At 50.0% G+C, this 440-nt stretch carries 1 protein-coding gene; it reads right to left on the bottom strand.

Going from position 1 to position 440, the window contains the following annotated elements; translation table 11 throughout:
* Positions 1 to 431, bottom strand: a 431-nt coding sequence (locus FY048_RS18980) for an Ig-like domain-containing protein (protein WP_446092172.1), incomplete at its 3' end; no start/stop codon positions are given.
* Between the last annotated feature and the right edge of the window lie 9 nt (positions 432 to 440).

The following is a 440-nucleotide window of genomic DNA, read 5'->3' as shown; positions in this document are numbered from 1 at the left end:
GGATAGTTCACACCATCTACAGTCACCACCACAGTCGCAGTTGGGTCGTTCACGGTACCTGTTAAAGGCGGTGTGCTGTCGTTGGTCAATACATCATTAAGAGCGACTGTCGGTGCAAGCGCATCAACAATACCTGTTGCAGGTCCTGATGTATTTCCAGCAGGATCTGTTGTAACAGCTGTTACCGTGTCACCATCATTTAAGCCTGGATTTGGAACAGTCCAACTACCATCCGGTCCTGCAACTACAGTTGCGGTACTACCATCAGGGAAGCTTACAGTCACGGTTGAACCTGGTTCTGCTGTACCTGTAATCGGATCTGTCCCGTTAACCGGGTCAATCACTGGCACATTCGGTGCAGTGGTATCTACTGTGACCACAGCTGTATCTGTACCCACATTACCTGCTGCATCTGTTGCAGTCACGGTAATCGTGTGTGG

The sequence above is a fragment of the Acinetobacter sp. 1124_18A genome (assembly GCF_052824995.1).
Note: the sequence above shows the minus strand (reverse complement) of the source record. Positions and strands in the feature narration are given on the sequence as shown.